Annotated in this window: 20 protein-coding genes; 5 read left to right on the top strand and 15 right to left on the bottom strand. The window is 45.4% G+C overall.

What is annotated here, in order from left to right; all coding sequences use genetic code 11:
* Nucleotides 1–77 precede the first annotated feature (77 nt).
* Both A8708_RS12985 and A8708_RS12980 read right to left on the bottom strand, forming a co-directional pair.
* Nucleotides 78–347 (bottom strand): late competence development ComFB family protein, encoded by a 270-nt coding sequence (locus A8708_RS12985; RefSeq protein ID WP_068663976.1) that lies wholly within the window; start codon nucleotides 345–347, stop codon nucleotides 78–80.
* Between the two features lie 51 nt (nucleotides 348–398).
* Nucleotides 399–3,104 (bottom strand): alpha-L-rhamnosidase, encoded by a 2,706-nt coding sequence (locus A8708_RS12980; protein ID WP_068663974.1) that lies wholly within the window; start codon nucleotides 3,102–3,104, stop codon nucleotides 399–401.
* Between the two features lie 226 nt (nucleotides 3,105–3,330).
* Between A8708_RS12980 and A8708_RS12975 the strand changes: the two genes are divergently transcribed.
* Nucleotides 3,331–3,849 carry a metal-dependent hydrolase gene (locus A8708_RS12975; RefSeq protein ID WP_068663973.1) on the top strand — a complete coding sequence of 173 codons (519 nt, stop codon included), beginning with the start codon at nucleotides 3,331–3,333 and terminating at the stop codon, nucleotides 3,847–3,849.
* A gap of 52 nt (nucleotides 3,850–3,901) precedes the next feature.
* Here the strand turns inward: A8708_RS12975 and A8708_RS12970 are convergent, their stop codons facing one another.
* The gene (locus A8708_RS12970) at nucleotides 3,902–5,653 is read right to left on the bottom strand and encodes a sensor histidine kinase (protein WP_068663972.1); all 1,752 of its coding nucleotides are present in this window, start codon (nucleotides 5,651–5,653) and stop codon (nucleotides 3,902–3,904) included.
* Nucleotides 5,654–5,955: 302 nt separating this feature from the next.
* On the opposite strand from A8708_RS12970, the gene greA reads away from it, so the two are divergent.
* On the top strand, nucleotides 5,956–6,426 hold the full coding sequence (greA, locus tag A8708_RS12965; protein WP_057314376.1) for a transcription elongation factor GreA: 471 nt from the start codon (nucleotides 5,956–5,958) through the stop codon (nucleotides 6,424–6,426).
* A gap of 60 nt (nucleotides 6,427–6,486) precedes the next feature.
* On the opposite strand, the gene murI is transcribed toward greA, so the two are convergent.
* From murI to A8708_RS12920, 10 genes are all read right to left on the bottom strand, one after another.
* Nucleotides 6,487–7,257 (bottom strand): glutamate racemase, encoded by a 771-nt coding sequence (gene murI / locus A8708_RS12960; protein WP_068663971.1) that lies wholly within the window; start codon nucleotides 7,255–7,257, stop codon nucleotides 6,487–6,489.
* Between the two features lie 70 nt (nucleotides 7,258–7,327).
* Nucleotides 7,328–8,098: a Cof-type HAD-IIB family hydrolase gene (locus A8708_RS12955; RefSeq protein WP_068663970.1), complete on the bottom strand. Its 771-nt coding sequence runs from the start codon at nucleotides 8,096–8,098 to the stop codon at nucleotides 7,328–7,330.
* 126 nt (nucleotides 8,099–8,224) lie between these two features.
* Nucleotides 8,225–8,755 (bottom strand): ATP-dependent Clp protease proteolytic subunit, encoded by a 531-nt coding sequence (locus A8708_RS12950; RefSeq protein ID WP_068663969.1) that lies wholly within the window; start codon nucleotides 8,753–8,755, stop codon nucleotides 8,225–8,227.
* Between the two features lie 173 nt (nucleotides 8,756–8,928).
* The gene (locus tag A8708_RS12945; protein ID WP_068663968.1) at nucleotides 8,929–12,606 is read right to left on the bottom strand and encodes a family 16 glycoside hydrolase; all 3,678 of its coding nucleotides are present in this window, start codon (nucleotides 12,604–12,606) and stop codon (nucleotides 8,929–8,931) included.
* 97 nt (nucleotides 12,607–12,703) lie between these two features.
* Complete coding sequence (locus tag A8708_RS36810) at nucleotides 12,704–12,838, bottom strand: hypothetical protein (protein ID WP_157264742.1); 135 nt, start codon at nucleotides 12,836–12,838, stop codon at nucleotides 12,704–12,706.
* Between the two features lie 84 nt (nucleotides 12,839–12,922).
* Nucleotides 12,923–13,822: a carbohydrate ABC transporter permease gene (locus A8708_RS12940; RefSeq protein WP_157264740.1), complete on the bottom strand. Its 900-nt coding sequence runs from the start codon at nucleotides 13,820–13,822 to the stop codon at nucleotides 12,923–12,925.
* Between the two features lie 14 nt (nucleotides 13,823–13,836).
* Nucleotides 13,837–14,739: a carbohydrate ABC transporter permease gene (locus A8708_RS12935; protein WP_068663967.1), complete on the bottom strand. Its 903-nt coding sequence runs from the start codon at nucleotides 14,737–14,739 to the stop codon at nucleotides 13,837–13,839.
* Nucleotides 14,740–14,825: 86 nt separating this feature from the next.
* Nucleotides 14,826–16,232: an ABC transporter substrate-binding protein gene (locus A8708_RS12930; RefSeq protein ID WP_068663966.1), complete on the bottom strand. Its 1,407-nt coding sequence runs from the start codon at nucleotides 16,230–16,232 to the stop codon at nucleotides 14,826–14,828.
* A gap of 112 nt (nucleotides 16,233–16,344) precedes the next feature.
* Complete coding sequence (locus A8708_RS12925; protein WP_167355881.1) at nucleotides 16,345–17,952, bottom strand: response regulator; 1,608 nt, start codon at nucleotides 17,950–17,952, stop codon at nucleotides 16,345–16,347.
* Nucleotide 17,953: 1 nt separating this feature from the next.
* Entirely contained in the window at nucleotides 17,954–19,705 is a 1,752-nt protein-coding gene (locus tag A8708_RS12920; protein ID WP_068663963.1) for a sensor histidine kinase, read from the bottom strand.
* Between the two features lie 397 nt (nucleotides 19,706–20,102).
* On the opposite strand from A8708_RS12920, the gene A8708_RS12915 reads away from it, so the two are divergent.
* From A8708_RS12915 to A8708_RS12905, 3 genes are all read left to right on the top strand, one after another.
* Nucleotides 20,103–21,191 carry a lactonase family protein gene (locus tag A8708_RS12915; protein WP_239696659.1) on the top strand — a complete coding sequence of 363 codons (1,089 nt, stop codon included), beginning with the start codon at nucleotides 20,103–20,105 and terminating at the stop codon, nucleotides 21,189–21,191.
* Entirely contained in the window at nucleotides 21,188–21,502 is a 315-nt protein-coding gene (locus A8708_RS12910; protein WP_068663961.1) for an MGMT family protein, read from the top strand. Before A8708_RS12915 ends, A8708_RS12910 begins: the two co-directional genes overlap by 4 nt.
* A gap of 182 nt (nucleotides 21,503–21,684) precedes the next feature.
* A complete protein-coding gene (locus tag A8708_RS12905) occupies nucleotides 21,685–22,329 on the top strand; it encodes a transcriptional regulator (RefSeq protein WP_068663960.1) in 645 nt (214 codons plus the stop codon).
* A 413-nt stretch (nucleotides 22,330–22,742) separates the two neighbouring features.
* On the opposite strand, the gene pruA is transcribed toward A8708_RS12905, so the two are convergent.
* Together pruA and A8708_RS12895 are read right to left on the bottom strand one after the other, a co-directional pair.
* Nucleotides 22,743–24,314, bottom strand: coding sequence for an L-glutamate gamma-semialdehyde dehydrogenase (gene pruA / locus A8708_RS12900; RefSeq protein WP_068663959.1), 1,572 nt, complete (start codon nucleotides 24,312–24,314; stop codon nucleotides 22,743–22,745).
* Nucleotides 24,315–24,377: 63 nt separating this feature from the next.
* Nucleotides 24,378–25,292: a proline dehydrogenase family protein gene (locus tag A8708_RS12895; protein ID WP_068663958.1), complete on the bottom strand. Its 915-nt coding sequence runs from the start codon at nucleotides 25,290–25,292 to the stop codon at nucleotides 24,378–24,380.
* Between the last annotated feature and the right edge of the window lie 21 nt (nucleotides 25,293–25,313).

Here is a 25,313-nt window from a genome sequence, read left to right as displayed (position 1 = left end):
ACTCGCCGAACATTCCATAATCAAAAACGCCGCCACCTCCGTCTGAACGGAGATAGCGGCGTATGCCTAGCTTGCTTTTAGTCACGATGATGTTGATGATGTTCAACAATGCTCGATGCTTCCATTAAATCTCGCATGACGTCTGAGCGCAGTTGTTGATTCGTGTATTCACCTTTTACAAATAGATGCCCCTTCTCACTGGAAGTATAGCGTGGTGGAAGCTTGTTCAGCGCGATTGCCAATATATCATCTTGGCACAAAACACAGTCACACTTCAATTCATAGTTCTTCCGGAATTCTTCGAATAACTGCTTAACCACGGTTTCCATTGCGTTGATGACAGCCATCTGTAACTCTCCTTCATAGAACATTCATTACGTTTATTATACTCGATAAACTTAGAATGACAAAGAAGGAGAGTTCGCAGGTTGAGCTTGGAATTCATACATGCCCGAGCCAAGCTCGATCCTTACACAACCTTCGACTTCACTTACGTCTAGAATGCCTGGCATAGTATCTAATTTATGACCATGGCACGTCACTGCCGCAAGCGTCGTTCCAGTTAAAATAACCTCTCCATTCGTATTCGGCGGCAGCTGGAACGTATACTGAATTGCTCCCTTATCTACGATAGCCCATTCACTGCGAACCACACCGTAATTCGTGATAAGAGATGCTTTGGCATACGTAAGTCCAGAATCTGGCCGAGGTTGGAATTTCATGCGTTTGTACCCAGGCTTCACCTCATCGGAATCCAAGCCTGCTACTTTGCGATATAACCAATCGCCAATTGAACCATAGGCATAATGATTATAAGAATTCATATGATCACTCCAGAACGTTCCATCCGGTTTGATGCCATCCCAGTGCTCCCAAATTGTGGTAGCTCCTTGATGAATCGGGTACAACCAAGACGGATAGTCCTCTTGCATGACAAGCTTGACGGCCACGTCATGATAACCATTCTCCGAGAGGACATGACACAGATAGGGCGTGCCGACAAAGCCCGTAGTTAGATGGTATTTCTGCTCTTTGACATACTCCACTAAGGTCGCCGCTAACCGTTCCCGCACACTTCCCTGCACAAGTCCGAACATCAACGGAAGCACATGAGCAGTTTGCGTATGTCCCGCAAGTCTGCCACTTGGCGTCACAAACTCTGCAGTGAAAGCTTCAACGATGCGCTCATAAAGCGCTGTATATTCAATGACATCATCTTCGCGTCCTAAGACTTGAGCTGTTCGGACAAAAAGAGAAGTCGAATACGCATAGAAACACGTTGCGATTAGATCTTTGGGCGTTGCCCCGATGTAACTACCTTCTTTGGCGTCTAGTCCGAGCCAATCCCCGAAGTGGAAACCCGTTTGCCACAAGCATTCGTTATCCCCTTGTTGACGGATGTAAGTAATCCAACCTTTCATACTGTCATACTGTTCTTCCAGCACACGCAGGTCCCCATATACCTGATAAAGTGTCCATGGACAAATCACCGCCGCATCTCCCCAAGCAGCAGAAGAATGCTCGTGCTCTCTTAGAACATGAGGAATTACGAATGGCACGCCACCATCTAAATGTTGATCGGCTTTCAAATCTCTCAGCCATTTACTGAAAAAGAGTGCTACATCATAGTTGAAGGCTGCTGTGCGAATGAATACCTGCGCATCCCCTGTCCAGCCGAGTCGCTCATCACGCTGCGGGCAGTCCGTCGGCACATCGAGGAAATTCCCTCTCTGCCCCCACACGATATTGCGCTGCAGCTGATTCAGAAGAGCATGAGAACATTCAAACGTCCCTTTCGCTGCCATATCTGTGTGAATAACTTGGCCTATGAAATACGAAGTATCGAATGCCACATCCTGAGGCCAACCGATAACCTTGACGTAACGGAAACCTTGGAAGGTGAAATGCGGTGCATATGTCTCTTCACCTCGCCCACTACATAGGTAGGTAACCGATTGCTTCGCTGACCTCAGATTACCAATATAGAAATTTCCTTGTGCATCAAGCACTTCTGCATGCAGCAGTTCAATGCGTGTACCCGCGGGCAAGTTTACGTGCATCTGCACTTTCCCTACCATATTTTGACCAAAATCAAGTACTGTTTCCCCTGACGGGGTTGTAATGACAGCAACAGGTTTCAGCTGTTCCGTTACACGTGACGGTTCATTCTCTTGCATAACCAATGTTTCCTTGCCATAGCCCAGTTCAACACTCGGAATCCAATCTTGATCATCATAACCTGGTAGACTCCAACCCGTATGCTCTAATCCTGCATCGTAGATTTCACCATGATAGATTTCTGACATGCGAATCGGTCCCAGTGACGCTTGCCAGGAAGAATCACTAACGACGATCTCTTCGGTACCATCTTCATAGACAATGTGCATTTGCATGAGCAGCGCCCTTACGCTTCCATACACATTTCGCTGATGACCCCAACCCAAGTTACCTTTGTACCAACCATTCCCTAACACCGCACCAATTGTGTGTTCAGTCCCAGCGTTCAAACTGCTCGTAACATCGTAAGTCTGGACCTGCAACCGCTTATTGTAACTGGTCCAACCAGGCGTCAACTCCCAATCGCCAACCCTGCCACCATCGAGCTCAAGCTCATAAACACCGTGACTAGTCGCATATATGGTTGCCTTACGAATTTGCCCGCTCACTTGGAAATTTTTGCGAAGGTAGTAAGCTTCTTCTGCGTCTTGATCTATATGTAGAGGATCTGGGGTTATCCATTGCGCTTGCCAGTCCGATGTTCGAAGCTGCCCCATTTCCCAGTAAGCGATTTCACTCCACGGCGAAGCCAAGCCGGATTGATCCCAAACCATTACGCGATAGAAATACCGCGTCCGCGGCTGTAAATCTGGCCCTGCGTAAGAAACAAGCACAGATTGATCCGAAGTGATACGAGTCGTATCCCAAACCAAGCTCCCTGATTCAAAATAGCTAGGATGCAAGCTCACCTGAATCTGATAGGCGGATTGCAAGGTAGCATTAGTGTCTGCTTCAAGTTGCCAAGTAAAGCGCGGTTGAGCGGTGTCTAATCCAACTGGGTTCGCTTGATTCTCACAAAATAAAGTTGAAATTCGAATGATACTCATGAATTTTCCTCCTAGTTACACGGAATGTCGTGTGAAATGTGCCCCCTAAATCTTGCACCTTTACGACTAATTGTAGAATATCCACCACCCCATTTATAAGGTATATCCAGACATTTATATAGGTTAATCAAGACAATTTTTCTTTTGTATTGCGATACCCTTAATTTCCATGTATAAATCGAATAGTATAAAGTTATATGAACTTACAGATAGGAAGGCGCTTATTATGCTACAAAAAACTCACAGTGTTGCTGGAATGATTGCAGCCGAAATCGTACTCATTCAAGGCGACATCTCCTTCTTCACATGGGAGGCCGCAGGTTCTCTATTACTGGGTTGCTTGGCAGGCACCCTAGCCGACGTTGACAAACCAGGTTCCACCATGGCGAAGGTTCTCTTTCCTTTATCTGCCTTGCTCCATGTTTTGAAAATCAAACATCGAACATTGACGCACTCACTGCTATTCATGGCGCTGCTCGGGATGATTAGCTTACCGCTGCCTCCATTATATTTCTGGGTGTTCATCCTAGCGTATGCTTCACATCCTATCATCGACCTTCTGAATGATCGTGGTGTCCAGCTTTTCTGGCCTGTTCCAATGCGAATCCGACTGCTGCCCAAATGGATTGCCATCGACACAGGCTCCGCAAGTGAAACCGTATTTCGTTGGATTTTGCTCGTTAACTGTCTTATACTTCCATTCTGGAATTATGTATTGCCCTATCTGCCTTATTCACTAACCTAATATAAACAAAAAAATCGCTGATTTGGGTGACCAAATAGCGATTTTTTCGTAATTACTGCATCGGAATCGATAGTTCAAAGCAAATAAAGCCTTCCTCCAGCTTAACTTCAATCGTTCCACGATAATACTCAACACGTTCCTTCACTACCGGTAGACCAAGACCTTGATGACCATCTTCTAACTTTGTACTATAGCCGATTGCGAACAAATCCTTATTATTTTCTAATGTAAACGATGGATTCACTCGATTCTTCACGGAAATCTTCACATTGTTCAATTCCTTCCAGCCTTTCACAGAAACTTCTCGCTCGTCTACTGGGAATTTATTCGCTTCATCGAAGGCATTATCAATGAGATTACCGATAATTTTCACAAGATCGACTGATTTCACTCCGAGCGATAACCCATCCAAACCTATAAATTCATAGCTGAAAGATACTTTGGTTCGCATCGCAAGCGTTATCTTCGATTGAATCAATGCTGCAATAGCAGGTTGACCAATTCGAATAATATCATTGACGCCATTGATTTCCTCGATTAATTCTTCCATATAGCGCAATTGGTCTTCTTTTTCCCCATTGGTCAATAATGCATACAAGGTTTGCACATGATTCAGAAAATCATGTCGTTGACTACGGATTGTTGCAAACATGAGGTCTACATTTTGAATATACATCTCTTGAGTGGACTGAACAGCGGTTTCACGCGACTTCGTAATAAATCGGAATACTAATAAGACAAGTATACAACTGAATACAGTAAACAAAAGAATAATTAGAGCTACTCGAATAAGTTGGTCATTTAAGGTCTTCTGGATGGACTTGTAGTCCGAAACTATCGTAATGACATAAGGAATCTCTCGCTGAACTTCTGTAATTCGCTCTTTAATTGGCACATACACAAATGTCTTTAGAATCGGACTACTTTCGTAGCTTTCAACGGTACTTACCGGTTTCTCCTCTTGTATAGCCCTTTTGAAATTCGCATAATCATTCTCATGGGTGATATTATGTGTACCGAATAGCACAGGACGGTCGTAAATGGAAACATACTTAATGCCATTCGGTCTTGTATACTCCTTCGGTTTCGTACCGAATGTGATTCCGTTTAATCCGGAAATTTCCAGAATATCGGGATTGGATGCCAGTGTTTTTTTGACAATCATATCCGCTCCAATAATATCCTTGAAGTTCTTAATCTTATCTGCATTTACAAATACACAAATGATATAATTCGTTTCCCCATCATAATAATAGCCAAATTTACTAACAGCGCTCGCGCCTGAAGCAGGCACTTCATAAATTCCCGCCCAGAAATTGGGGAGTTTTTGCCCTTCGGGAATCGTAACATTGTGATTTTTCATCAATTGATCAAAAGCGGTAAACCAATAGCCAAACGTAATTGTGCTTGTGAGCGTGAGTTCATTGGGGTCTGAGGATTTACCAACCATGATATCATCGCCGATACCACTGCGCTTCATGAGCGAAAATCCATCGACACCCGCATCCGCAGCAATTGAAACCAATTGGTCATTTGATATCTTATCAATATCAGGGTCCAACTTGCTTTTGGCAAATATCGCTGCAGATCGCAATTGCTCCCCAATTAAATCCTCAACGAAGAAAGCACCCGCTTCCGACTGCTCAATCGATGTTCGGATTTGATTCGCTGTCGTTGTCATCTGTTCAGACATCGCCTGTGTTAACAAAGATTTAGCATACCAATAATAGGAACTATTGTTCGTAATTAATAACAGAATTACAATAATAAAAGTGATATAAATTACTCTTCTGTTTACTCTCATGAAGTTGTCACACTTTCCCATTTTGTATGCTGGACATTACAGTTCTGCGCAAAAAAAATTTATATTTCATTATCGACGATTTGCGGAAAAATCACTCCACGTTATGCTAGTATAGTAGCTGTAGAAATCATTGTCTATATATGAAAAGGAGTTCCCGTCTTAATTTAGAAATAAAATAAATATATGGAATAAATAACCAATTTTCAATAGGTCATCGCAAATAATTCCTCAAGCCGTGACTTTACTTGTCTCAAGGACTTTAGTAGTATAGCTAATATCGAATGAAACGAGGTGCTAGACTTTTGTCCAATGATGAAATCATTTTGACCCCTGAGGGTTTGCGCAGTTTAGAGCTGGAACTTGAAGATTTGAAAACTGTAAAGCGCAAAGAACTAGCCGAACGTATTAAATTAGCGATCTCTTACGGCGATCTGAAGGAAAACAGCGAATATCATTCTGCCAAGAATGACCAATCCTTTATGGAAACGCGCGTTCTAACGATTGAACGGATGCTCAAGAAAGCCAAGGTTGTAACGAATACGAGCACATCTAAAGTACAAGTTGGCTCTACAGTCGTATTGAATGATGTTGAATTTGCTGAGAAAATTGAGTACAAAATAGTTGGTACACAAGAAGCCAACGTCAACGAAAATAAAATTTCGTATGAAAGTCCACTTGGCATCTCACTCATGAATAAATCGGTTGGCGATGTCATTAGCGTGAACGCACCCATGGGCATTATCAGCTACGAGTTACTCGAGATCCGCATATAAACATTACCTGAAGAAAAGCAGTTCATAACTAGTGCCTCTAGTTATGAACTGCTTATTTATTTAGATGGCTTGAAGAAAGGCAAGCGCCTTTGCCATCTTCTGTATGTACGCGTCATCTAAGCTGGAACACATCCACTTCACCTGTCCGTTCCCCGTACCTTGCAACTGGTCACTGTCCTGCAACACTTGCATTAAATGATTTACAGTCCCTTTGCTTCCATCCACAATTTGAATATGGTTGGGTAGAATTTGAGTCAAAATCCCGCGATAAAAAGGATAATGTGTACAACCGAGAACAACAGTTCCAAATGTGCTTAGATCAAATGGCGCTAATTTAGTCATAAAATAATCCACAATCTGCGGACCATCCAACATGAGATTCTCACAAAATTGGACCAACTCCGGAAGCGGTACGGAATCTACCATCCCCATATCATCAATACGGGATACCAGCTCTCTGTATTTTGCCTCCTGAAGTGTGAGCTGTGTGGCGAATACGAGCACTCTCTTGCCTGAAGATCGATTCATTTCGACAGCTGGCTTCACAGCTGGCTCCATCCCAATAATTGGGATCTGGTGAATTCTCCGCAACTCTGTGATCGCAATACTCGTTGCTGTATTACAGGCGATGACAAGCGCCTTAATATCTTCTTGAATTATTGCATCTACGGATTGCTTGACGAAGGTGAGAACCTCAGCTTTCGACCTCACACCATAGGGAACATGTGCAGTATCTGCCAAATAAACAAAATCTTCCCCAGGCATGCGCTTCATGGCTTCATTCAGAACTGTAATTCCACCTAGACCTGAATCAAAAAAAGCAATTTTCATCCTATTCACCCTATTTATTAGCATTCTGACTTAACATACATGACCCAGAATGAACTTTATGAACAACTTTTTAAAGAAGTCCTGCTGTTATAAGTCCATTACGTACGCCTTCTTCATCCACATGTGTAGTCACATGATCAGCGTATGGCAGTAAATCCTTGTGCGAATTCCCCATTGCGATGCCGAAGCCGACATAGGAAAGCATTTCCATATCATTCAAACCGTCACCGAATGCTACCGCATCTTCAGGTTTCAAGCCAACCAATTCTAGCATCGCGGCAATACCTTGCGCCTTGGACCCGCCAGCTGGCAGGACATCCATCGCATGTTCATGCCAACGGATGAGCTTAAACTCCGAATTCAGACCTTCATACAAATGTTCATCTTTGGCTTCACAATGCAGGAAAATTTGATAAATATCATTCGTTTTCCAGAAATGCGGATCATAACTTGGCAAGTCAACCTTCAACGAAGATACGGAACTATGTACAAAAGGGTGATCCTGCGCATCTGTCGCAAATGTATGCTGCCCCTCAAATACAAGCGAATGCTGGTGAGCAGCCGCTAGCTCAACTAAAGCCTCGATTGCGCTCTTGGCGATTACTCGGTGATAAAGAGGTTGGCCTTTGTACACGGCATAGCCACCATTTAAGCATACATAAGAATCAATACCAAGCAGCTCAGCCAATGGTTTGATGAAATACGGTGCTCGTCCAGTCGCAATAACGGGTTCAATCCCGCTCTCTTTCAGTTGGTGAATCGCTTTAACGGTGCTTTCGGGCACCTGCTTGTCCTCATTAATTAAGGTACCATCAATATCAAAAAATACAATTTTGTACACAGTAGGTTCTCCTTTACTTTCGGAAGCAGCAGTTGCTGCCCCATGTCTCTTTCTCTCAATTAAACACCAAATGCCCAGAAAAAACAAAGAAAAAAGAGAATCCCTTGGGCTTCTCTCCCACTATGCCTAAACGATACTATCAATGATGCCAAAGGCTAATGCTTCTTCTGGACTCATATACCAGTTCCGTTGATGTTCCTTCACACGAGCCAACTCTTCTGCTTGCAGGTTCGTTTTGGACAACATACATTCATCGTAGATGTTCTGCAATCGTTGCGTTTCATCCACGCGGTTCTTTAAATGCTCCAAATGACCATCAATATGTGTAGATACAGAGTGATACATAAAGGTGCTTAACCTGCCTGCGTGCCTTTTGTGCCCACTAACTGCGATCAGTAGACTCATGCTCGCCGCAAGTCCGTACACATAGGTGTGAATGGGGGTTTTACTATTCTCCATCACATTAATAAGACCAAAACCATCGTATACACTGCCTCCGTTACTATTAATAATGAGGTCGATGGGTACGCGTTTAAAATCCTTTTCCTTCTTATCTTTGTCATCATCCCATTGATTAATTTTCATGATTTGCTCAACAATCAGTTTTACAGAGGTTTTATTGATGCCATCGAATAGATAAAGGGTTCTGTCACTCATAACATGCCTCCTGTCCGTATGGCCTTGTATTACAGTAGTCTATTCTCACTTTCGAAACTTTGTAACTCTTTGTGTGCTGTTTTCAAATTTTTGGGCGTTACCAACTACCATGTGCATAGACAAATAGAACCGCTTCACTCCCAACGGGAGTGAAGCGGCGCTCCTAGCGACTCTTAGTACATATTCACATTATCAAATTTGCTGCTCGCCCGATGCGAGTAAAGACCAATTTGCCCCGAGGTGAAACTCGTATCCGTCGTTGTCAGCAGTTTCGTTCCGTTCACCCAGAATTCCAACGCGCTGCCATTCACTACAGCTTTGAAGTCATACCAGGTCCCCGTGGTGAATGTGAATGGCACGGTGACGAGGTCGGTAGGCGTTCCGCCGACGACTTTGATGATCTTCAGACTATTCGTGAACTTATAGTACATGAATGTATAGTAATTGTTCGCATCCACACGTCGTGCGATAAGACCAAGTCCAGCTAGATTGCCGGCATCGAAGCTGTCAGCTTTCACTTTTGCCGCAAAAGTATAGCTCTGCCAAGTACTAAGTCCGGAATACGCACTGACAGCAGCTACCGTATTGTTCGACTGGGTAAATACCTTTGTACCATCCGTCACAACGCTCCATGTGCCTCCAGTTGTTGCCCAGCTTGAGGCTGATCCTGACTCATAGTCATCACCGAAAATAGGCGCCACGCTCACATTATCAAATTTGGCATTTGCCCGATGAGCGTACATACCGATTTTGCCTGAAGTAAGCGTTGTATCCGTCCCCGTCAACTGCTTTATCCCATTCACCCACAACTCCATTGTGGACCCATTGACAACAGCTTTGAAGTCATACCAAGTGCCTGTGTTGAGCGTATAAGGCATCGTCACAACGTCACTTGCAACTCCAGCAGCCAACTTCGTGATTTTCAGCGTATTCGTCAGCTTGTAGTACATGAATGCGTAATAATTGCTACTATCCACATACCGTGCAACCACACCAATCCCCGCGTAATTCCCTGCATCGAAGGCATCCGCTTTAAGCCTCGCTGAGACGCTGTAGTGCTGCCAAGTACTGTCGCCAATATAAGCAGTAGCTCCCCCCACCGCGGTATTCGACTGGTTGTATACTTTCGTTCCATCAGTGATGACGCTCCACATTCCGCCCGTTGTCGACCACCCTGCTGCTGAGCCAGATTCGAAATCATCACTCAGAAGTGTGACTGAACTGGTGCTTGCCGTACCCGGATTGCCATCTGTTTGAAAACTAATCGTAACCGTATCCGATGTACCGCCTGCTTCACTGAACATTAAAGTCTTGAAGTAACTTGAATTCGGCGCCAAACCGAACGTATTAATCGTAAAATAGATCTCCCGCTCCCCTCGCAAATTTCCAGAGGATTGTGAAAGTTCTAGCCAATCGCCTTGACCACTAACCGTCCAATTCGTGCTTAAACCGCCGCCTTTATTGATGATCTTCAATTTGTGCTTTTGAGAACTGTTCGTCACATTTTTAACACCAACGTTGATGCTAGCTGGTACATCTATCTTCGCGGCTGGGATGCTTCCCAATGCGCCAAGCTGATTCGTTTCTTGGAATTTGGTTATCGTTCCCTTTTTGGCTGTCAATTTCAATTGCAGCCATTGCGCAGCAACACCAGAAGGTGGCGTAAAGGAAATCGCTTGCTCCACTTTGTTGCCATACGGAACCGAGACATTGAACGTACCCGTTTGGAAACTCGTGTAAGTATTATTCACCGGATTCAAGTATCCCGCTTCCCAAATCACATCCACGCTCGTTCCGTCCCGCTGTTCATCGTTATAGACAATAATGGTCCGATTCGTTGCCGTACCGCCCGTAAATACGATAGGTGCAACACCTATTAAATTATTCTTATCTCCATCCTTGTCAAAAGCAGCAACCGGCGAATACGTATCTTGTGTGTACTCATACGAGTCTGATTTGATAAAGGTCGGTTTCGATGGATCATACGCGTTAAAAATAGGTCTCCTAATTGCTACCGGCTTCAATCCAGGAGCCGTCATATCCGGCCACGTCGGATACAAGGTATCCTCCGTCACTTCATAAGCATAGATCCAATTCGCATAATAGCGAATATCCGCAAAGCCCGCATACCGCATTGCTCTGGTCATCCGATCTGCCGCACGATGCCAAACCGCCTGTGAAACGAGATTATCGTTCAACATATCCTTGGCCAACGTTGAATTATACGTTCCATTGGCATTGAGCGTCGGCCATCCACCCGAAGGTGTATAGGCTTCCCCCTCGCCTTTCGGCTTCGTACTATTGTTCGTGTATAGTCCATACATCGTGCTATTGTTCAACCAGCCTATTTGGTAACCGCCCGTATAGTGATGATTCTCTTGATCAGTCGTTGTAAAATCATCCTGAATAATTGGTTTCGTAGTATCAATTGATGTAATCGCTGCTTCAATGGTTGGATGCAAAATTGTCGTATTGTTGCTCGTTGAACTCCAATTTTCATTACCTCCGCTCCAGATCACAATACTTGCATGATTCTTCCTCGCATTCACCCATTGTTTAACCCATTTCGTAATGTGATCCATTGCATCAGTTGTATAACTATGCACACTGTGATACTGCCAGTAAGGCGTCTCATCAATGAGAAGTAAGCCGATTTCATCCGCATAGTCGTATACTTGCTTGATCCCTCCGTGAATGTGCGTTCGCGCAACGTTGTAGGTGGTTTTCCATTCGTCCATGGTTAGTTTAACCTCGGCAATGCTCGCATTCGCATACGATTGTGAAGAGCTATATGCTGCCCCGTGTCCACTACCCGTTGCCCAGTTGAACTGCAGCGCATCTCCGCGGAGATTCGTTTTGATACCATTGAGCTGATAGTAATTCGTGTTTACAGCAAATTGTCTAAATCCAAATCGTGTTGCCAAGCTATCGATCGTGACCGCACTTTGAGTAAGACTTGTGTTCAAATTGTACAGCTTAGGGTCGTGCGTCCACCAATATTTCGCATTCGTCCAAGATACAGATGACCATGTCACCGTTTGCGAACTATTGGCCGCCACCGTCACGGTTTGGTCAGAGAAAGTTTTCTCTGTACTTCCGCCAACGAGCTGCACGCTATTTTTGACTGTGACCGTTTGGCTGATCGCTGTCGTGTTCGTCACCGTCGATTTCACCGTTATTTCGTCGTCGGAAGGTGACGTGTTATTTTTCAAATCGGTGATGACGAATGTATCTGAAACAAATACTTTGGGATACGCCACTAAGGCTACGTCATCGTTGATCCCGCGACCTTGCCCCCAGCTTTGATTGTCCACACCAATGGGATACAGAGATTTTCCACTTGCATCCTTGGCATCGGCTGGCAGCGCATAGTAACCCCACACTCGTACTTCTAACGTATTCGTCCCCCCAACAATAGCTAGAGGTGTGATATCCAGCTTATACGGCAATCTCGTCATCAAGTAGCCGTCTGTTTCTGTCGCTAGTTGTGTGCCGTTAACAAACACTTTGGACAGCGGGCCGATATTCTCGAGGTCTAGGAAGATTTCCTTCCCTGTCATTGATGAGGGCACCGTGAAATTCCTTTTATATACCCCATAATTCAGTGTATTCCATGATAATGGGTACCCAAAGCCAGCAGATGTATCCCAATAAGAAGGGACCGTAATATCGTAGCGGGTTGCTCCGCCATTCGGATAAAAGTCCCACACCCCATTCAATGAAATCTGCTCTCGACTCGTGTCTGCCTGTGCGTTGTTTGTAACTGCAAACAGTGTACTTATCACTAACGAAGTGAATAACAACAAGACGATCCTTAGATTCAATTTGCCTAAACTCCATGGTATTCGCATTTAACATCCTCCTTCAAATGAGCAAGCCAAATAAATGGTAAGCGCTTACAATACCTTCACTATTAATCCCCTCCTCTCATTTCACATCCCTTATTTCTCAATTTCCCTCTATAGAAACACCTCGCTGATCATCAACAGCCATCTTCGATGCAACATGCAAAGCATCCGCATGACCAGGTGCCCCGCCTAACAGTGCTGCGTCAAAGAACACAACCTGCTGCGCATCTTGCATCACATAATATCCCTTATCGGGGATGACAATGGTTGACCGAAGTTGGCTTTGGATTCTGCTCGATCCAACTCGTGCTCACACGAATTATCCTTTGACAGAACCCGCTGTGACACTAATGAACGATTTGTTCGCAAGGATATACACGACGAGTATCGGCAAAATCGACATGCAGGCGCCAGCGAGCATAATGTGCGTCTCCGCAGCGGCTGAGGTGCCATAGCGCAGGCTGGCTAGCCCTACGGTCAACGTTTGAAGCGCTGGCTTCGTCATCGTGAATACCAAAGGCAAAATGTATTCGTTCCACGCATTGCGGAAAACGAATAACCCCGCAACGCCTAGCCCAGGCGCCAGTAGCGGCAATATAATCCGCCAATAAATGCCATAAACACTGCAGCCGTCAATCTTCGCTGCTTCATCTAGATCTCGCGGGATCCCTTTGAAGAAACCAATCAGCGTAAAGAAGGTAGCTGCATGACCACTGATCAGAATGATCACAACGCCCCATAAGGACTTGTGCAGATTCAAATGCACCATCAATTCGAATTGCGGGCGCAGTACAACCGCGCCGATCGAGATGAACATTGTGGACGCGAGCAGCGCCACATAGACTTTTTTTCCCGTAAACTCTTGTCGATCCACGGCATAAGCAGCTAACGAAGCTACTAGTAGACTACCTATTGTGGTTGCAATACTAACGAATAAGCTATTCATCGTAAAATGGGCAAAATTCGCGCCCTTCCACGCTTTCACATAATTGGAAAATTGCCAGACCGATGGCAAGAACGTTGCACCTGTGGTTACTTCTGCATTTGTTTTGAAAGAACCAAGCACAGCCATGATGACTGGAAATAAGGTGAACACCACGATTACAATCAAAAATGCCCATAGTATGAGCTTACCCGTTAGTTTCGCAATGAACAGTGAGATATAGGTGGGTAGCGAGGTTGTTTTGTTATTCGTTATACGAGTTGGAACCGTCTGCATGTAAACCTCATCTCCTATTCGTTAATCTGATTCAAGCGTTTAGATAAGTAGAAATAACCTAACGTTACAACGCCAACAATCAGCGCGGATACGAAACCAACTGCACTGCCGTAACCGATTTGCTGCTGAACAGCACCGCCTGCCGACGATATGGGGAAGAAGAGCTTATACACATAAAGATACATGACTTCTGTTTTGCCAATGGGCCCACCTTCGGTCAACACCATGATGCTCTCATAGCCTTTTAAGGCTGCTGTTATGGCGAGTAGTACGATCATTTGCAGCACCGGGCCTAACATAGGGACAGTGATGTAAATAAATTTCTTCCAACCATTTGCCCCGTCAATGGCGGCACTTTCATAGACATCCTGCGGTATATTTTGCAATCCGGCAAGGAACAGCAGCATGTAATTCCCGATGGCACCCCAAACGGCGATGATGATCATCGTGAGCATGGCGAATTTCGTTCCCAACCAATCGATATTCGAGTGGATAATGCCATATTTCACAAGATATTGATTGAGAATCCCATTATACGAATTAAAAATAACGTAGAAAACGACAGACATGACAGCTGTACTAATGACCGTTGGTAGAAAATAAATCGCACGAAACAGATGTCGTCCACGCAATGCCCCGTTAAGTATCACGGCGAGCACTAAGGCGATGGGTAAGGTTAGAATGATTTTGCCCCCAGCATACACCAAGGTATTAATAACGGATTGCCAATACGTCTCATCCTCATACAGTCTTCTGAAATTATCTAAGCCATTGAATGTCTTAGCCCCATAGCCAGGGTAGCTGTAAAACATATAGCGCATGGCCCACCCTAACGGGTAAATGCTAAGCACCAAGGTCAGAAAAAGACTCGGAAATGTAAGGATATAAGGGGCAAGCGCATGCTTGCGTTTCATCATTGCAAGGCTCCTTTCTACTTGAGAAAAAGAGCTACCCGCTTCAAACTCACGGTTTCAGGCGGATAGCTTCCTCTTCTAGCGTGATCTTATTTAACTAAACTGCCGTGCAGATTTTTGGCATCAAAGTCAGGCATGGGTTGGTTCTTGGTCGTACCTGATTGCCTAGCTTTATCCAAAGCGGCGTTATAGCGTGTCGACAAATCTGTCGTTATTTTATTCACATCGCCGCCCTCTAGGATGTATCGCAAGGCTTCATCGCCCAAATTTTTACCTTCTGGCGTCACCACTGGGACAACTGGGAACAAGGCGTCGTATTTGTTAGGTAGGAACAAGTCCATATTGGCTAATCCTGGTTTTTTCGCAATAGCCAGCACATCTGGTACAGCGGAGATCCCTACACTATCCTCTTGGTATGTTTTCAACACTTCTGGACCGTACATCGTTTCAATGAATTTCCACGCCTTCGCTTTGTTCGCCGATTTCGCACTCATCGCGAGCCATACCGTCGCATTTGAGAATGGCGAAGCGCCATTGATTGTGCCATCTACCGTAGGAAGCGGGGCCGCACTCCATTTGATTTTGGCAGGGAATTGGTTCTTGTATACACCTGGCTCACTTGCATGGTTGATGTACATGCCGATTTTACCTTCCGCAAATTGTGCACGGAGCGGGTCGATATCAAGTAGTTCAAAACCAGGAATCATACTGCCATCCTGCTTCATTTTGCGCAGAGCCTCAAGCATTGGGATTTGACTGGCGAAGTCGAACTTGCCTGTTTTGAAGTTAAAGCCATCCAGGATCCCTGTGCTCAGCGCAACAATTGGTGAAGCGGACCGGCCAAAGCCGCCGTTATTTTTGAAGTTTCCTGCGAAGCCATACGCACCAATATCCTTCCCAGCAACAGTAAGCTTCTTGGCTGTCTCGACCAATTCATTAATCGTTTTCGGTGGTGCAGTAATACCCGCTTTTTGGAAAAGATCGACGTTATAGATAAGGCGCCAAGTAATACCATAGTTCGGTAAAGAGTAAATTTTATTATCCACACGGTTCCCGTCGTCGATGATGAGGTTCTTGAAACGGTTTTTGAATTCAGGGGTCATGTAGGTATCTAATGGTTCTAAGTAGCCTTTCTTAATGAAGGGGGCAAAATTAGATCCTGATGTCTTAATAATGTCCGGTGCTTGATTACTAGCGAAAGCGACATCCAAAGATTGCTCATAGTTGTCAGCCATGATCGTGACTTCTACTTCGATATTGTCCTTATTCTCGGCATTATACTTCGCGATCTCCGCTTTGATATGATCCGATGCACCACGGTCGTTCGTCCAGTAAGTTAGCTTTGTTTTTGGGCCGGCTGTTGCTGGCGCTACAGAACTTGCCGCTGCTGTTGCTGCAGGGCTTGCAGATGTATCCGCTGTATGGCTGCTCCCGCAAGCAGATAAGGTGACTAGCAGAGCTGCGGATGCAGCGAGATGAAACGATTTCTTACGCATAAATGGTTGGCCTCCCTTTTCTTTTCCCATGTGTTTACTTCTAAAGTGTAAGCGAATTCACTCTTGCTGTGAGGAGGGTAAAACCACTATTCACTAGGAAAATATGATTGTATTAGGACGGTTTATAGCCTTGCTTGAACTCCGTCGGTGTCATCCCGACATGTCTCTTGAATACGTCTGTGAAGTAGGAACGATCCTCGTACCCCAGATGAATCGCAACTTCCTGCACCTGCTTATCATCAAGGAGCATCTCTTTCGCTTTCTCGATTCGTAGTCTGTTCATATAATTGATAAGCGTCGTCCCTGTCACCTTTTTGAACAGATTCGCAAAATAACTCCCGCTCAAATACACATGCTTCGCTAAATCAGTGACCGTTACATTCTTGTCCAAATTCTCTCTCATATAGTGAATCGCCTGGGCGATGACCGAATCCGCTTCCAGCTCACGCTGCTTCTGCAAAGCGTCGCAACCTGCTGAAACCAATTGATCGAGTAATTCATTTAACTCACGCAGCGTCAAGCGCTCTCCCTTTTTCAGAAAATCCAGCTTCGCTGTCAGCTCGTCCATCCCGCCTGGCATCGTAATCTTCTCAGCGAAAATGCGATGCATAAGCAGCCCTAGCTCATGGCACACATTCATCACATCGCTAGGTTGTACCCCCGGATAGCTATGTACAATGCTCTGCAGAAGAGGCAGTGCTCTCTCTTTATTGCCCATGCGCAAGTAATTGAACAACTCTTTTTCTTGCTCGGAACTATGTCTAGAACGTGCAGCCGCATGATGTTGTATGTCTTCATAGAAGAAAACACTATTCCCGCCTGTATAGAAATTGTGGGATAAGGCTTCTGTTGCTTGTTGATAAGATTGGGGCAGCTCGTGAATCGTTCTGGCCTCGAGTCCGACACCGATCGAGATCGTGTAGCGTGAGTAGTTCAGCATATGCTCGCGACACTGTTCAGCAAGCGTAACGATATCTATGTGATTTGGTACATTTAGCAAACAAATGAAGCCGCTCAATTGCTCCCGGAATACAATGGATTTCGTGGCAGAAGCGAGTGTTTCTTCGAGGATGTTTTTGACTGCGAAACGGGCCAGTTCCACGTCATGAATGCCATGGGTATCCACTTGCTTCGCAAAGCCATCGATTTCAATGCACATAATGACGAGGCGCTCCCGATTTAGCTCGAGCTTCAAATAGTCCCAACGCTCCTTCAGTCTGGCTTCATTGGCGTTGTAACGCAGCAACAGATGCAAATATTCTTGGCGCAGCAGCGGCATGCTTTCCTTAATTTGACGTTCCATTTCGCTTTGTTTAGCAAAATGGACACGATCCAGCTCAATTTGCTCTTTCGCTTTCTGCACAACCGCTTCAATCGCCGCTTTCAGGAACGGCTTCGCTATAAAATCGAACGCGCCTAGACGAAGCGCCTGCTGCGCATATTCGAAATCGGTATAGCCGCTAAGCAGGATTACTTTGCAATTGGGCATCACCGCTGTGATCGCTTTCGTCATTTCCAAACCATCCATCCGCGGCATCCGAATATCCGTTAAGACGATATCTGGCCTGAGATCTAAGACCATCTGCAAGCCGTCCTCTCCATTGCCTGCTGTCCCTACTACTTGCACACCATGTGTGTCGATTTGGATCAAATCAGCAATCCCTCGAACGACACTTCTTATATCATCAATGACACAAAGTGTTATATCAGCCCTACTCATATTAGACATCCCCCTTGATCGGAATCGTTATATACACCTTTGTCACTTCAAAAGGCTCACTCGATAGAACCATCGTTGCCTCGCCGCCATAATACAGCTGCAAGCGGTTGAAAACATTCCGGAGCGCATAGCCATTCTTCTCTGTGTTAGGTTGATTCAGGCTCAGTTGCAGCTTATCTGCATCCATCCCGGAACCGTTATCTTCAACAGCAATATGCAGCGATTGATTATCGGATGTAAGTTCGATACGAATCTTACCGCCAGATTCCATATGCTCAAACCCGTGAAGCAAACTGTTCTCAACCAAGGGTTGCAGCATGATTTTCATAATGGGCAGTGCTAGGCTGGTATCACGGCTTACCACAATTTCAAAGTCAAAAAGCTCCTCATAACACAGCTGTTGTATCGTCAAATACTGCCGCACATGACGCAGTTCTTTCTCGACCGTCGTCCATTCTTCGCCATGATTGAGGCCTAATTGAAAGAGCTGTGATAAGGCGATGACCATCGACTTGGAGTTGTCCAATTCGTCCGTTTCCATTTTCCAAATGATCGTATTGAGTGTGTTATATAAAAAATGCGGTGAGATCTGTGCCTGCAACGCCTTGGCTTCGGACTTGCGTTTCTCTCGTTCAGCGTCCTTCACTTCGTCGATGAGTTCATTGATTTCCAGCAGCATGCTGTTAAATTTATGGCCTACCTGACTGACCTCATCTTGATAGTTGCTCTGGAATCGAACAGACAGATCATTGCGTCCTACCTTACTCATCAGCATTTGCAAATGATACAGCGGCTTCAACAAAATCGCCGAAAGCACATTCGACACCAGTACCGCCATAATGATGCAGACGAGCATAATGATGCAGGTCGCCCATTGAATCCAGCTCAAATCCTTGAGCAGATCAGATCTCGATTGGACGCTGAGCAACAGCCAGTCCGGATTGAATTGCAAAGTCGCGTAGTTAATTAGGTCGTATTCCTCCGTGATCCCTACCTCGAAATGTCCCCTCAAGCTCGTCCCTATATGTTTCTCAAGAAAATCTTTGTCATAACTCTTGGGTAAATTCGGCTGATTCAATAGCACGCTTGCAGCATTCCGATTCACAAGGAACAAATTCTGATCTTCCTTCTCTGTATGCCGGTCGGACAGCATGCCTTGGATCGCCTTCTCGTTCAAATTCACAACGAAATACATGTTTGGACTATCACTAATCGATTTCATGACTAACGAAATAACGCGATCTTTCCCTTGAAAAAGAAGATCTTCATGCCCTTCTACCCAGAATGGCTCTTTGGTTAGTTGCGCTTTCTCGTACAGAGGCGAATCGTAGAAAGAGTAGCCTTGATTCCGATAGTAACTGGCAGAATAGAACTCCCCAATCGGCGTCGCAATAAAAATCGATTCGATCGACGGCTCTGCCAGCTTCGCTTGCGTGAACGCCGAGTTCATCGCCGTCATGTGACCGTAGTAGCCATCTTTCTTGCCAGCGGCAGAATCCTTCGACATCTGGACAAACGGCTGCGAAATCATAATATTCAACACCGATACGAGAATCTGCTTCGCCTTCTCATCCAGCACACGTGCAGAAGTGTTTAGATTATCCTGGCTGAGTTGGAACGTGTTCCGCTCAATGACGCGCGCACTTATATAATAAGACAGTCCTCCTGTCGCTGCGATCGACATGGCAATCAGCAGAACGAACGACACCCACATGCGCTTCTTCAGCGTAAGTTTGTATAGCATGGTTTTCATGAACGTACACCTCCATGCTCACATTGTATCGCAAACGCTTTCAGGGAGGTATAGAATTTTCCGGTGTGGCGGAACGAGTGATGTATGCTGAAATTCGCTGATTATATAATCCAAAATAGGGAAATAGCGGAACTACGTTCCGTATTATCGCCCCCTATCTGCACTAACAACTCTAGTTTGTAGCATCGTTTCAAACTTAGCTACTCAGAGAACCGATCCCCACCAAACGTGCACTTTCCACGCAAACTATGCTCATCTGAGCTACCTCAACATAAACCACCAGTAGCTAAACTATGAAATTTATTTAGTTAACCTCCCAAATCATCATCAACAGTTGCCGCTGCGGTGCGGATTTGAGATAATGCTTCTAGAGAAATTGATGAATGGAGTGACTTCAGTGAACAAGCAACAACACACGAAACAAACCCTAGCATTTATCGGATCTTACGCGGATGCGCAAAATCCAGGCGTGTACACAGCACAATTTGATGCAGAGACAGGAAGCTTAGAGCTAACTCATAACGTAAGTGGTTTACAAAACCCAACATTTCTAGCAATTGATGAAGTGAATTGGCGGTTATATGCACTAGGTGAAGGAATTGGAGACGAAGGACAGAAATGTGGTGCAGCTTCCGCTTTCGCAATTCAACCAGAAACTGGCGAATTATCACTGCTTAATCAGGTAAATACGCTGCCTGCAACGACTTGTCACATTCAGTTGGATAACTCCAATCAAGTCATTATGGTAACCAGCTATCATGGTGGTATGGTTGGATTGTCACCAATTGAAGCAGATGGTCAGATTGGAACTAACGCTGATATTAGACAGCATCAGGGGGCCAGTCTTCTTCCTGTTCAGGATCGGCCGCGCGCGCATTCTGTTTTCGTAGATAGAAACAATCAATACATAGGCGCATGTGACTTAGGACTGGATAAAATAATAATTTACAAACTTGATCTCGCTGACAAACGACTTCTTCCACATCGTGAAGTATCCGTTGCGCCAGGCTCTGGCCCGCGGCATTTTGTCTTCCACCCATCATATAAGTACGGCTATGTGATTAATGAGTTAGGATCAACAGTTTCTGCTTTCACCTATGATGAAGAGCAAGGTCTTCTAGCCGAAATCCAGACACTTTCAACGCTACCAGCCTCCTTCGATGGTGAAAATGCTTGCGCTGACATCCATGTTTCGCCCGACGGTCGATTCCTTTATGGCTCCAACCGTGGACATGATAGCATTGTTGTTTACGCCATTGACGAGCAAACCGGGAAACTCCAACCGATCGAACACGCTCCTACGCTAGGTAAGCATCCTCGGAATTTCGGTTTATCGCCCGATGGCCGTTTTGCCCTTGTCGCCAATAAAGACTCGGATAATATCGTGAGTTTTGCACGTGATGAAGCCACTGGAAAACTGGTTCCTACTGGAAGTGTTCTTGAGATGTCTCAGCCCGTATGCATTAAGTTCCTAGCCGTAAGATGACACCTTTTACCGAGAGAATTATTGGTGTCATTGGTGACATTCCCGAAGGAAAAGTGATGACCTATGGTCAGATTGCTCGGCAAGCGGGAAGTCCTCGGGCCGCACGACAAGTAGTTCGCATCCTACACGCCATGAGCAAAAAGCATCGCTTACCTTGGCACCGTGTCCTCAACGTCCGTGGAGAAATCGCGATTCAGGATGATGAGAGTGCACAATTGCAAAGGTTTCTGTTAGAAGCTGAAGGGGTTCATGTTTCTGATGATGGGGTTGTATGGCTAGAGGAATATCAACATCGTCCTGATGAGGATTGAATTCTGAGTGACCTGTTCATACTTCACGTCGCTTGACCTATTTGGTATACTACCCTATATAAAAAATAGTTGGTCGTGAAGCACACGCCGCTTTCATCCAGATTTCTAAGGAGTTACTCCTTATCGGAATCTTGGTGGGGGCGGCGTTTTGTTTGGTGACCCACTTGAGGAGGATATGAAAGATGACTTTCGAACAAGCATTCGATGCATTTATGGCACAACAAATTGAAGGAGAAACCAACAAGCGTAGGAGAGAACGGTTAGAACGAGGGCTAGGTCATGGCGAGACCGAATTACTTCGATCAATCTGGTATCCAGCCATAGGAAACTTCAATGATTTGTATCCTGAATGGGAAGTACGCGATTACGCGAATAGGTATCGCTATTTGGATTTAGCTTATATGCCACGCAATGCCAAGTCAAATGTTGAAGTACATGGGTACGCATCACATGCTCGTGACCTTGAGGTTTCGCGGTTCAAAGATCTCTGTCTCCGCCATGCCAATCTTGCCTTAGACGGATGGCTCGTACTGCCTATTGCTTATCCTTCCATCATCGAATCTCCTAAGCAGTGCCAACAACTCATCCTCTCGCTCGTTGGCAAATTTGTCTCGACCAATGTCCCATCAACACTTTCATGGTTAGAAAGTGAAATCATCCGCTACGCACGAAGATCACCGTTCCCCCTAACTGCCGCTGAGTTGTCCCTGCATCTAAAAATTAGCACCAAGCACGCCAGAACTCTCTTACACCAATTGACGGATAAGCAGCTCTTAAAAGTTGCTAGCGGTAAAGTGAGATTTCGCAGCTATCAGTTAAATATGTAATTCTAATTGCCAGCCAGCAACATTATGGTTTCCACACCTCGTAACGGAACGTCGTTCCCTTATTTGGCTCACATTGAGCCTAATCACAAAGTTACGGAACGTCGTTCCGCTATTGTGCTGTTTAACAGTCTATTCTGCGCATTTGGAGCCGAATAGCGGATCTTCGTTCCGCAATTCCCGCAGAATCGATCAAAGTGATTAAATAGCGGAACTACGTTCCGTATTTCAGTGTCAGAAGGATTTTGCAGAAAATGCTGGGGATTGGGCTCGAGGTTTCCGGTTTCGGGTTTGAGGTTAACTAGCATATTTCCAATAACTGATGAAGTGGTGGTGTTTGCCTGAAAACACAAGCATCCACAAACCACAACCCCCACTTCAGGCGAAGTGGGGGCGATCCTGTGGAGCGTTAATCCTTACACCTTACGCGAAGTCAACTTTGCCTGCGTCAATAGCATCAAGTAGTCGTAACCGCCTGCTTTGGAGTCGGTACCCGACATGTTGAACCCGCCGAACGGGTGCACGCCGACAAGTGCTCCCGTGCATTTGCGGTTGATGTACAAGTTACCGCAATGAACGGTCTCTAACGCTTCTGCGATGCGATCTTCGTCCGTGGAGAAGTATGAACCCGTTAACCCAAACTCTGTATCATTGTACATCGCAATTGCTTCTTGCCAATCCGCGGCTTTCGCAATCGCGAGGACAGGTCCGAAGATTTCCTCCTGCATCAAGCGCGCTTTGCCGCTCACATCACCGAACACGGTTGGCTGAATGTAATAGCCATTCCCTTCCGCTTTGCCACCACCAACCAGCAGCGTGCCTTCACTCTTGCCAACTTCAATGTAGTCCAATATCCGCTCATACGATGCTTTATCAATCACCGGACCTGCCGCAAAGTTTAACTCCGGCAGTCCGCTTTGAAGTCTGTTCGTGTAAGCGACGACCTTCTCAACTACTTCATCGTAGACTGATTCTACGATGATAGCGCGGGAACCCGCGGAACATTTCTGCCCTTGGAAACCAAAGGCCGAAGCCACAATCGCAGCCGCAGCACCATCCAGATCCGCCGTTTCGTCGACGACAATACCGTCTTTGCCGCCCATTTCAGCGATAACTCGCTTAATCCATATTTGTCCTGGAGCTACGTCAGCAGCCAGACGGTTAATTCGTAAGCCAATTTCTTTGGACCCCGTGAAGGAAATGAACCGTGTTTTCGGATGTGTCGTCAAGTAGTCTCCAACCTCAGCACCGCTGCCGGGGATGAAGTTAATGACACCCGCAGGCAGACCCACTTCTTCCATCAAAGCGACGAATTTATGTGCGATAACAGGTGTCGTTGATGCTGGTTTCAACAACACTGTATTCCCCGAAACAACAGCAGAAACCGTCATTCCCACGCAAATCGCCAGCGGAAAATTCCACGGAGGAATCACTACACCAACGCCAAGCGGGATATAGGAAATCTGGTTATTCTCACCAGGTATGCGTACCAATGGTTGTGTCTCATTGATTCCGCTCAAACGGATCATTTCACGCGCATAGAACTCGATGAAATCGATCGCTTCCGCGGTATCTACATCGGCTTCTACGTAATTTTTGCCAGACTCAAGAATCATTAACGCGGAGAATTCATGCTTACGCTCACGCATAAGCGCAGCCGCTTTGAACAAATATTCTGCACGTTCCCTAGCGGGAACCCTTTTCCATGACTCAAACGTTGCGAGCGCGGTGTTCATTGCCTTTTCAGCCAAAGCCTGATCCGCCTTACTGACGTAACCGATGACTTCATCTACATTCCCAGGATTAATCGATCTAATCTTCGCTTCTGTCATGATCTTCTCGAAACCAATATATAACGGGTACTCGCGTCCAAGCTCGCCTTTCACTTTCGCGATCGCCGCTTGCATCGCCTTCCTATTGTCCTCTTGTGCAAAATTCGTAAACGGTTCATTCGCGTATGGCATTACCTTTGTTGATTGTGTAGTCATGTATAATGGCTCCTCTCCGATTAGAAAACTAATTTATTTGGTTAATCCGTGTTGATTTGAACTTTATTTGAACATGTTTTTAAGAACAAACCAGACATTGGCTGGACGCTCCGCTAACCTTCTCATGAAATAACCGAACCAATCCACGCCATACGGGACATAAATGCGAACGCGGTAGCCCTCTTTTACTAATTGCTTTTGCAAATCTTCACAGATCCCGTAAAGCATTTGGAACTCGAACTGATCTTTGCCAATGTTATGTTCATTTACGAATTGTTTCGTGAATTGAATAATCGCCGCATCATGACTAGCCACAGCTGTATAATGCCCGTTCAACAAATGCTTCTGAATAATGGCTTTGTAATTTTCATCGACAGCACTTTTCTCTGGAAATGCAACCTCAGGAGACTCCTTATAAGCTCCCTTCACCAATCGTAAATTCGCTCCAAGTTCATGTAAATCATCGATATCCTGCCCAGTACGGAATAAATAGGCCTGAATGACAATCCCAACATTGTCGTATTCTTCGCGCAACTCACGGTAAATATCTAACGAAACCTGACAATGCGCATAATCCTCCATATCAATCCGAACAAAATTCCCATGCATCCGAGCACGATCCAGAATTCGTTTCATGCTGCTTACGCAAAGCTCCCGGCTAATGTCTAGTCCTAAGGAAGTCATTTTCAACGATAAATTGGAGCGAACACCCGACTCCGCAATCGCGTCCAAGGTTTGGATGCACATCGCAGCAGATTCCAACGCTTCTTCCACGCTATAAACAAATTCGCCCAAATGGTCCAACGTTGCCACGCGGCCATCTTGATTCAAACCTTGCACCGCGTTGATCGATTGCTGAATCGTCTCACCTGCTACAAAACGTGCTGCACCGAAACGAAGTCCATATTTCTTCGCTAAGCGATTGGCTGTGCGACTTTTGCCTAAGGATTGAAACATATTGCGCATCATGAGTTCCATCTGTGGTTGCCTCCAAGAAGA

The organism is Paenibacillus oryzisoli (assembly GCF_001653565.1).
GTDB classification, from domain to species: Bacteria; Bacillota; Bacilli; order Paenibacillales; family NBRC-103111; genus Paenibacillus_E; species Paenibacillus_E oryzisoli.
The sequence above is the reverse complement of the archived record's forward strand: the minus strand, read 5'-3'. Positions and strand labels throughout refer to the sequence as shown.

Bases quoted from the DNA above. Each gene is read 5' to 3' on its own strand.
- A8708_RS12985 (WP_068663976.1), bottom strand. From the start codon at position 347: ATGGCTGTCATCAACGCAATGGAAACCGTGGTTAAGCAGTTATTCGAA.
- A8708_RS12980 (WP_068663974.1), bottom strand. From the start codon at position 3,104: ATGAGTATCATTCGAATTTCAACTTTATTTTGTGAGAATCAAGCGAAC.
- A8708_RS12975 (WP_068663973.1), top strand. From the start codon at position 3,331: ATGCTACAAAAAACTCACAGTGTTGCTGGAATGATTGCAGCCGAAATC.
- A8708_RS12970 (WP_068663972.1), bottom strand. From the start codon at position 5,653: ATGAGAGTAAACAGAAGAGTAATTTATATCACTTTTATTATTGTAATT.
- murI (WP_068663971.1), bottom strand. From the start codon at position 7,257: ATGAAAATTGCTTTTTTTGATTCAGGTCTAGGTGGAATTACAGTTCTG.
- A8708_RS12950 (WP_068663969.1), bottom strand. From the start codon at position 8,755: ATGAGTGACAGAACCCTTTATCTATTCGATGGCATCAATAAAACCTCT.
- A8708_RS12945 (WP_068663968.1), bottom strand. From the start codon at position 12,606: ATGCGAATACCATGGAGTTTAGGCAAATTGAATCTAAGGATCGTCTTG.
- A8708_RS36810 (WP_157264742.1), bottom strand. From the start codon at position 12,838: ATGCAAGATGCGCAGCAGGTTGTGTTCTTTGACGCAGCACTGTTAGGC.
- A8708_RS12940 (WP_157264740.1), bottom strand. From the start codon at position 13,822: ATGCAGACGGTTCCAACTCGTATAACGAATAACAAAACAACCTCGCTA.
- A8708_RS12935 (WP_068663967.1), bottom strand. From the start codon at position 14,739: ATGATGAAACGCAAGCATGCGCTTGCCCCTTATATCCTTACATTTCCG.
- A8708_RS12930 (WP_068663966.1), bottom strand. From the start codon at position 16,232: ATGCGTAAGAAATCGTTTCATCTCGCTGCATCCGCAGCTCTGCTAGTC.
- A8708_RS12925 (WP_167355881.1), bottom strand. From the start codon at position 17,952: ATGAGTAGGGCTGATATAACACTTTGTGTCATTGATGATATAAGAAGT.
- A8708_RS12920 (WP_068663963.1), bottom strand. From the start codon at position 19,705: ATGAAAACCATGCTATACAAACTTACGCTGAAGAAGCGCATGTGGGTG.
- A8708_RS12910 (WP_068663961.1), top strand. From the start codon at position 21,188: ATGACACCTTTTACCGAGAGAATTATTGGTGTCATTGGTGACATTCCC.
- A8708_RS12905 (WP_068663960.1), top strand. From the start codon at position 21,685: ATGACTTTCGAACAAGCATTCGATGCATTTATGGCACAACAAATTGAA.
- pruA (WP_068663959.1), bottom strand. From the start codon at position 24,314: ATGACTACACAATCAACAAAGGTAATGCCATACGCGAATGAACCGTTT.
- A8708_RS12895 (WP_068663958.1), bottom strand. From the start codon at position 25,292: ATGGAACTCATGATGCGCAATATGTTTCAATCCTTAGGCAAAAGTCGC.